This is a genomic window from Micromonospora arida (assembly GCF_003857035.1).
Taxonomy (GTDB): domain Bacteria; phylum Actinomycetota; class Actinomycetes; order Mycobacteriales; family Micromonosporaceae; genus Micromonospora; species Micromonospora arida.
The window spans coordinates 1-6834 of record NZ_QGSY01000060.1 but is presented as its reverse complement, the minus strand read 5'-3'; the positions used below and the strand labels follow the sequence as shown (position 1 = coordinate 6834).

Annotated in this window: 7 protein-coding genes and 1 pseudogene; 5 read left to right on the top strand and 3 right to left on the bottom strand. The window is 74.4% G+C overall.

Features of this window, described 5'->3' with window-relative positions:
- Positions 1-496: pseudogene (locus tag DLJ58_RS01050) on the bottom strand (hypothetical protein); the annotation flags it as partial.
- 26 nt (positions 497-522) lie between these two features.
- On the bottom strand, positions 523-1881 hold the full coding sequence (locus tag DLJ58_RS01045; protein ID WP_124853432.1) for an MFS transporter: 1359 nt from the start codon (positions 1879-1881) through the stop codon (positions 523-525).
- Between the two features lie 57 nt (positions 1882-1938).
- Between DLJ58_RS01045 and DLJ58_RS01040 the strand changes: the two genes are divergently transcribed.
- Genes DLJ58_RS01040 through DLJ58_RS01030 form a run of 3 tightly spaced genes read left to right on the top strand, consistent with a single transcriptional unit; the run spans position 1939 to position 4804 of the window.
- Positions 1939-2586, top strand: a complete 648-nt coding sequence (locus DLJ58_RS01040; protein WP_425271286.1) for a TetR/AcrR family transcriptional regulator — start codon at positions 1939-1941, stop codon at positions 2584-2586.
- Positions 2587-2642: 56 nt separating this feature from the next.
- Positions 2643-3983 carry a flavin-containing monooxygenase gene (locus tag DLJ58_RS01035; protein WP_124853431.1) on the top strand — a complete coding sequence of 447 codons (1341 nt, stop codon included), beginning with the start codon at positions 2643-2645 and terminating at the stop codon, positions 3981-3983.
- A complete protein-coding gene (locus DLJ58_RS01030; RefSeq protein WP_124853430.1) occupies positions 3980-4804 on the top strand; it encodes an SDR family NAD(P)-dependent oxidoreductase in 825 nt (274 codons plus the stop codon). The genes DLJ58_RS01035 and DLJ58_RS01030 overlap by 4 nt, the downstream gene beginning before the upstream one ends.
- A 9-nt stretch (positions 4805-4813) precedes the next feature.
- Here DLJ58_RS01030 and DLJ58_RS01025 read toward each other — a convergent pair whose 3' ends face one another.
- Complete coding sequence (locus tag DLJ58_RS01025; RefSeq protein ID WP_091398236.1) at positions 4814-5464, bottom strand: LysE family translocator; 651 nt, start codon at positions 5462-5464, stop codon at positions 4814-4816.
- Positions 5465-5695: 231 nt separating this feature from the next.
- On the opposite strand from DLJ58_RS01025, the gene DLJ58_RS01020 reads away from it, so the two are divergent.
- Positions 5696-6184, top strand: coding sequence for a DnaJ family domain-containing protein (locus DLJ58_RS01020; protein ID WP_124853429.1), 489 nt, complete (start codon positions 5696-5698; stop codon positions 6182-6184).
- Positions 6185-6215: 31 nt separating this feature from the next.
- Positions 6216-6758: a GNAT family N-acetyltransferase gene (locus DLJ58_RS01015; RefSeq protein ID WP_124853428.1), complete on the top strand. Its 543-nt coding sequence runs from the start codon at positions 6216-6218 to the stop codon at positions 6756-6758.
- Positions 6759-6834: the final 76 nt, after the last annotated feature.

Sequence of the window (6834 nt, the reverse complement as noted above, 5' to 3'; positions counted from 1 at the left end):
CGATACGCCGAGGCTGTTCGTCGGCGGCGGTCGCCTGCCGCTGCGCCAGCTCGGCGCGCTGGCGTGCGTCGTCGGCCTCGGCGCGAGCCTCGCGGGCCTGCTCGCGGGCGCGCGCCGCGTCGGCTGCCGCGGTCTCGGCGTCGTCGCGGGCCTCGTCACGTTCGGTCTGCGCCGCCGCGACCTCGGTGGCGGCCTCCGCGCGGACCTGCGCGAGCTGCCGCTGCACACCCACCGGGGACAACTCGGCGTGCAGCGACTCGGTCAACGTCTCGACGATCTGGTCGAGCCGGTCCACCGCCTCCCAGGTGCGGGCCACCTGCCCGGGCAGACCGGGGGCGTTGCGGTGCCGCATCCGGCTGTTGCGGGAGGCGCGCTGGCAGGCGCCGTCGTTGTCGCGGCAGTAGCGAAACGGTCGACCCGCGCCGACACGCTGCGGCACCGGCGCTCCACAGTGGGCGCACGGGCGGGTCTCGGTGGTGCTGGGCTGGGCGTCCATCGAGGGCGAAGTCTAGTGCCGGCCGATCAGCTCGCCGCCCGGGCCGTCGCGTCCAGGGTGTAGCGGCGTTGCAGCAGCAGCGCCGCGAGCATCGCCACCGCCGGCAGCAACCCGAAGCCGTAGCGGACCGCCGCGAGCGCGGCGTCCGGCTGCACCGGCGACTCACCGGCCGTCGAGGCCACGAAACCACCCACGGTCAGGCACAGCGCGTATGCGTACGGGCCCAGGGCCGCGCCGGTGGCCTCGGTGGCCGTCCACACCCCGGTGTAGGTGCCGGCCCCGGTGCTGCCGGCGTTGCTGGCGGCGCGGATCACGTCGGGCAGCATCGAGAACGGCAGCAGTTGCATGCCGGCGAACGCGATCCCGAGCACCGCCACCGCGGCGATGAGCACCGGCAGGCCGGCCGGTCGGCCCACCGCCAGCACCAGGGAGCCGATCGCGAACGCGCCCTGCGCGCCGAGCAGCGCCCGCTGCTTGCCGACGCGTCGGGCCACCACCAGCCAGGCCGGGGTGACCAGCAGCGCCGGCGCCACGAACGCGGCCACCAGCACCGTGGTCAGGCCGGGGGCGCGCAGCTCGTACTCGGCGTAGTAGGGCACTGCGGCGAGCACCAGGTGGGTGGTGGTGGACATCGCCAGGTACGCGGCGACCAGCCACCGGAACTGCCTGTCGCGCAGCGCCGTGCGCAACGCCCGCCACCCGCCGTGCCCGGACGCGGTGCTGGCCGGCGCGGACCCGCGCAGCCGGGCGATGCCGGCGACACCGACCAGCATGGCCACCAGCATCCCCACGGCCAGGACCACGCCCATCCGCTGGTAGCCGCCCCGCGTCGCGGCGTCGCCGCCGGTGAGCAGCGGGGCCAGCAGCCCGGAGACCAGGATGCCCAGGGTCAGCACCACCATCCGGAACGCCATCAGCCGGGTGCGTTCGTCATAACCGATGCGCAGGTCGGCCGGGGTGGCCAGGTAGGGGACCTGGTAGGCGGCGAAGAGCAGGTTGCCGGCGATGAAGAACACCGCCACCCACGCGGCCGCCGGCGTGCCGGTCAGGCCGCCGGGCACCGCGAAGAGCGCGGCGAACGCCACCGGCAGGGCGCAGCCGAGCAGCAGCAGTCGACGCCGGTCGCCGCGTCGGGTCTGCTCGACGTCGGCGCGGTGCCCCACCCAGGGGTGCAGCAGCACGTCGGCGATCTTCGGCAGCAGCAGGGTGAGGCCGGCCAGCCACGGCGCGACGGCCAGCACGTCGGTGAGGAAGTAGAGCAGCAGCAGGCCGGGCACGGTCACCCAGACGCCCATGCCGAGCGAGCCGGCGGCGAAGCCCGCCAGCGGGCCGCGTGGCAGTGTCGTTTCGGTGGCGGCCGCAGGCCGCCGGTCCAGCCCGGTCATCGCCGCATCCTCTCCGCAATCCAACGGTTGCTGGATTCTAGGGGCAGAATGACGGTCATGACCATGCCCCGCCGCCGCCCGGGTCGGCCCCGCCGAGACGAGACCCGGCCGACCCGCGAGGTGGTGCTCACCGCGGCGACCGCGCTCTTCGCCGAACGGGGCTTCGACGCCGTCGGGCTGCGGGAGGTCGCCGCCGCCGCCGGGGTCGACGTCGCCACGGTCGCGCACCACACGGGTACGAAGGCAGCGCTCTACGACGCGTGCTTCGCCCGGGTGTTCGCCGCCGAGCGGGATGTCCTCACCAAGGCCGCCGAGCAGGCCAGCGCCGCCCTCGACGCCGGTCCGGACGCGGCGCGACGAGCCCTGCACGAGCTGGTCGACGTCTTCGTCGACTTTCTGGAGGACCGCCCCGAGACCACCGCGCTGTGGCTGCGCCGCTGGTTGGAACCGCAGCGGCACGCCGAGCTCGACCAGCGCTACGCCGACCCGTTGTACCGGCTGGTCGCGGAGCTGCTCACCGCCGCCGCGGCGACCGGCGCCCTCGCCGAACCGACCCCGCACATCACCGTGCGCAGTCTGGTGTGGGCGACGCACGGGCACGTGGTGGCGCTGGCCGCGGGCGCGCCCGGCGCTCGGGAACGGCGCGAGTTCCGGGCGTTCGTGCACCGCCTGCTCGACGGGCTCTACGGATCACCGACCCCTTGACGGGCCGCCGCCGCACGACGATTATCCATCAGACGTTGGATTAAATGGGGGCGGCAATGGACGTACCACCTCGGGTGGCGGTGATCGGGGCGGGCGCCGCCGGGCTCGCCGCGGTCAAGGCACTACACGACGTCGACGTGCCGACGGTCGGCTTCGAGGCCGCCGAGCAGGTCGGCGGCCTCTGGGTGTACGGGGCACCCGACTCGCCCGCGTACCGCACGCTGCACCTCAACACCAGCCGTGGTCGCACCCAGTTCGCCGACCACCCGATGCCGACCGACTGGCCCGACTACCCGGACCACCGTCGTGTCGCCGGTTACCTCGCCGACTACGCCAACCGTTTCGGGCTGGCCGACACCATCCGGCTGGGCCACACCGTGGAGCGGGTCACCCAGCATCCCGACGGCACCTGGACGGTGGCCGCCAGTGGCCCGACCGGTCCGGTCGAGGTCACCGTCGACGCCGTGGTCGTCGCCAACGGGCACAACCGGGTGCCCCGGCTGCCCGGCCCCGGCTACCCCGGCACCTGTACCGCCGAGCAGATCCACAGCCACGACTACCGTGGCCCGGAGCAGTTGGCCGGCCGGCGGGTCCTCGTCGTCGGCGGCGGCAACTCCGCGATGGACATCGCCGTCGACGCGTCGTACGCCGCCACCCGCACTCTTCTGTCGCTGCGCCGGGGCGTCTGGGTGGTGCCGAAGTACCTGCTGGGGCGCCCCTCGGACACCCTCAACGGTGCGTTGGCCCGCCGACTGCCGTGGCGTCTGCGCCAACGCATCAGCCAGACGATGCTGAGCGCCACCGTCGGCAACCCCGCCCGCTACGGGCTGCCCGCACCGACGCACGGCTTCCTGCAGGACCACCCGACGCTCTCCGACGGGTTGCTGTCGCGGCTGACCCACGGTGACGTCGAGGCCCGACCCGGCGTCGCCGCCCTCGACGGCGACCGGGTGGAGTTCACCGACGGCCGCAGCGACAGCGTCGATCTGATCGTCTGGTGCACCGGCTACCGGGTGGAGGTCCCGTTCCTCGATCCGGCGCTGCTCGGCGAGGGCGTCGACACTCTGCCGTTGTACCGGCACGTGTTCCACCCCGACGCCCCCGGGCTGAGCTTCGTCGGGTTGATGCAGTCCACCGGCTCCGCGTTCCCCCTGGTCGAGGCGCAGGCCAAGCTGATCGCCGCGCACCTCGCCGGCCGGTACGCGCTACCGGACCCGGAGCGGCAGCGCGCCGCTTGCCGGGCCGAACTACGGGCCGCGACCGCCCGCTGGGGCCAGCGCCGCCCGGCGATGCGGGTGGACTTCGACGTCTACCTGGCCGAGCTGGCCCGGGAGCTGACCGCCGGGACCCGCCGCGCCCGCTCCGGCACGGCGTCCCCGGTGGGGGCACCCCGATGAGCGGCCGATCCCTGGCCGGCCGGCGGGTGCTGGTCACCGGGGCGAGCGGCACCTTCGGCCGCCACCTCGGCGCCGCGCTGAGCGCGGCCGGCGCCCGGGTGGTGGGGCTCGACCTGCACGCCCGTCCCGACGACGACGTGCCGGTGCTGGGCTGTGACCTGACCGACCCGGACGCCGTACCGGCGGCGGTGCGGGCCGCCGCCGACCGGCTCGGCGGGCTCGATCTGCTGATCAACAACGCCGGGATCGGTGGTCCCGCGCCGGCCGAGTTGCCTCCCGACGAGGTGGTCCGCCGGCAACTGGAGGTCAACCTGCTCGCCGCCTGGCGCACCACCGCCGCCGCGCTGCCCCCGCTGCTCACCGCACGCGGACGGGTGATCTTCGTGGCCAGCCGGATGGCGGTTCTGCCCCTCCCGCTCGCCGCCGCGTACGGGGTGAGCAAACGGGCCCTGGTGGCCTACGCCGACGCGCTGCGCCACGAGGTGGGCACCCACGTCGGGGTCAGCGTCGTCTACCCGAGCATGGTCGCCTCGCCGATCCACGACAGCACCGCCGAGGCCGGGCTGTCCCTGCAAGGGGTGTCGCGCCCCGAGCCCGTCGAAGGGGTGGTCGCGGCGATCCTGCGGACCGCCACCGCCCGGCGGGCGCCCCGGGACGTGGCGACCACCGCACGCGGCCGGCTGGAGATGGCCGTCGGCCGGCACGCGCCCGCGCTGGCCGACCGGCTGGTACGCCGTACCCTCGCCGCCCGCCTCGCCGCCGGTGACCTGGACGCCGCGCCGCTGGCCGCCGGGATGCTCGGCCGCTACCGGGGGCGCTGACCGATCGGGTCAGGGCGTGGCGACGGCGGCGCGCGAGCGGTCGGCGGCGATGCGCACGGCCAGCGCCGCGAGCGCGGTGCCGGTCACCCAGCGCTGCACCCGCAACCACACCGGTCTGCGGGCGAAGAACCCGGCCAGTGAGCCGGCGCTGAGCACGATCAGCGCGTTCACGCTCAGCGCCACGACGATCTGGGTCAGACCGAGCAGCAGGCTCTGCGTGGCCAGATGCCCCCGCGTCGGGTCGATGAACTGCGGCAGCAACGACACGTAGAGGATCGCGATCTTCGGGTTCAGCAGGTTGGTGACGAGGCCCATGGTGAACAGCCGCCGCGGCGGGTCCGGCGGCAGCGGCGCGGGCCTGAACGGCGAGTGCCCACCCGGACGCAGCGTCCGCCAGGCCAGCCAGAGCAGGTAGCCGGCGCCGGCCAGCTTCACCACCGCGTACAGCGTCGGCACCAGGACGAAGACGGTGGCCAGGCCGGCGACCGCCGCCGCCAGGTAGACGCCGAAACCGGCGGCCACCCCGAGCAGTGAGACCAGCCCGGCCCGGCGGCCCTGCGCCACCGAGCGGGACACCAGGTAGACCATGTTCGGGCCGGGCGTGAGCACCAGCCCCAACGCCACCAGCGCGATGCCCAGCAGTGCACCCGTACTCACCACGACGCTTCCCCCCGTCCGATGGATCCCACACCGACCGTAATCGGGATGAACATCCCAACCCAGGGCCACCTGGCAGGCCGTGGCCTGCGATCCGGGGTGATCCACTCGCGTTCGGTGCAAACGGCGGCACCGTCGGCGGGAATGCCCACCGTTGCGAGCGTGCTGACCCCTGGCAAGTGCGTGTCGCCGGCCGGAGGCGGCGCGTTACGGTGGCCAGGGAGGTGCCGCACGGTGACCGAGGCGTGGGAAGCGTCAGTGGAGGCGAAGATCCAGGATGCCGTTCAGCGCGGCGAGTTCGACGACCTGCCCGGCATGGGCAAGCCGATCCCCGGTCGGGGGGCGCCGTATGACGAGGCGTGGTGGATCAAGAGTTTCCTGGAGCGCGAGGCGCTCCCCAGTGACCTGCTCCTGCCCACGTCGCTGCAACTGCGCCGACGCATCGAGCAGGTCCCCGACGAGGTCCGTGACCTGCCCACCGAACAGTCCGTCCGCGACTTCGTGGGGCAGTTGAACGCGCAGATCGTGGCGTGGCTGCGCTTTCCCGACGACGGCCCCCGGGTCGCGGTGCGCCCGGTGAACACCGAGGACGTGGTCCGCCGTTGGCGCGCCGATCGGGCCCGGCCCAAGGTCACGACGACCGTCACCCAGACGGCGGCCGTACTGCCACCAGCGCGCCGGCCCCGCCGTCACTGGTGGCGGTGGTGGCGCCGTCGGGGCTGACCCCGGGCCACGGCCACGGCAGACTGTGCCGATGCTGATCGAATCGCGGTCACCCGACATGCCCTCGACGCCGGGTGTCGCCCTGCGTCCCTGGTGCGCCGACGACCTGGATGAGCTGGTGCAGGCGTACCGGGATCCGGTCCTGCGCCGCTGGACCAGAGCTCCGGTGACCACCGCCGCCGAGGCGCGACGGTGGCTGGAAGGGGTGCTGCGCGACTGGGCCGACGGGCGGCGGTACACCTTCGCCGTCCTCGAAGAGCAGGCCGACGGCGCTCGGCTGGTGGGCAACGTGGTGCTCAAGGGGGTCACGCCGGAGCGCCCGGCCCCGGAGGTCGGCTACTGGACGGCGTCGTGGGCACGCGGCCGCGGCGTCGCCCCGCGCGCGGTCACCGCGCTGAGCCGCTGGGCGTTCGACCGGTTCCCCGAGGTGGCGCGTCTCGACCTGCTGCACCAGGTGGACAACGTCGCGTCCTGCCGGGTGGCGCAGAAGTGCGGCTTCGCGTTCCAGGAGGTGCTGCCGGCCCGGCCGCCCTTCCCGCTCGACGGCCACCGGCACTCACTCGACGCCGGCTAGCCTGGCAGCGCCGCTGGACCTGACCGGGACGCTCCAAACGGGGCGGTCGCCCGGCAGGCGCCCGCCCCGTTTGGAG

Bases quoted from the DNA above. Each gene is read 5' to 3' on its own strand.
- DLJ58_RS01015 (WP_124853428.1), top strand. From the start codon at position 6,216: ATGCTGATCGAATCGCGGTCACCCGACATGCCCTCGACGCCGGGTGTC.
- DLJ58_RS01045 (WP_124853432.1), bottom strand. From the start codon at position 1,881: ATGACCGGGCTGGACCGGCGGCCTGCGGCCGCCACCGAAACGACACTG.
- DLJ58_RS01040 (WP_425271286.1), top strand. From the start codon at position 1,939: ATGACCATGCCCCGCCGCCGCCCGGGTCGGCCCCGCCGAGACGAGACC.
- DLJ58_RS01030 (WP_124853430.1), top strand. From the start codon at position 3,980: ATGAGCGGCCGATCCCTGGCCGGCCGGCGGGTGCTGGTCACCGGGGCG.
- DLJ58_RS01035 (WP_124853431.1), top strand. From the start codon at position 2,643: ATGGACGTACCACCTCGGGTGGCGGTGATCGGGGCGGGCGCCGCCGGG.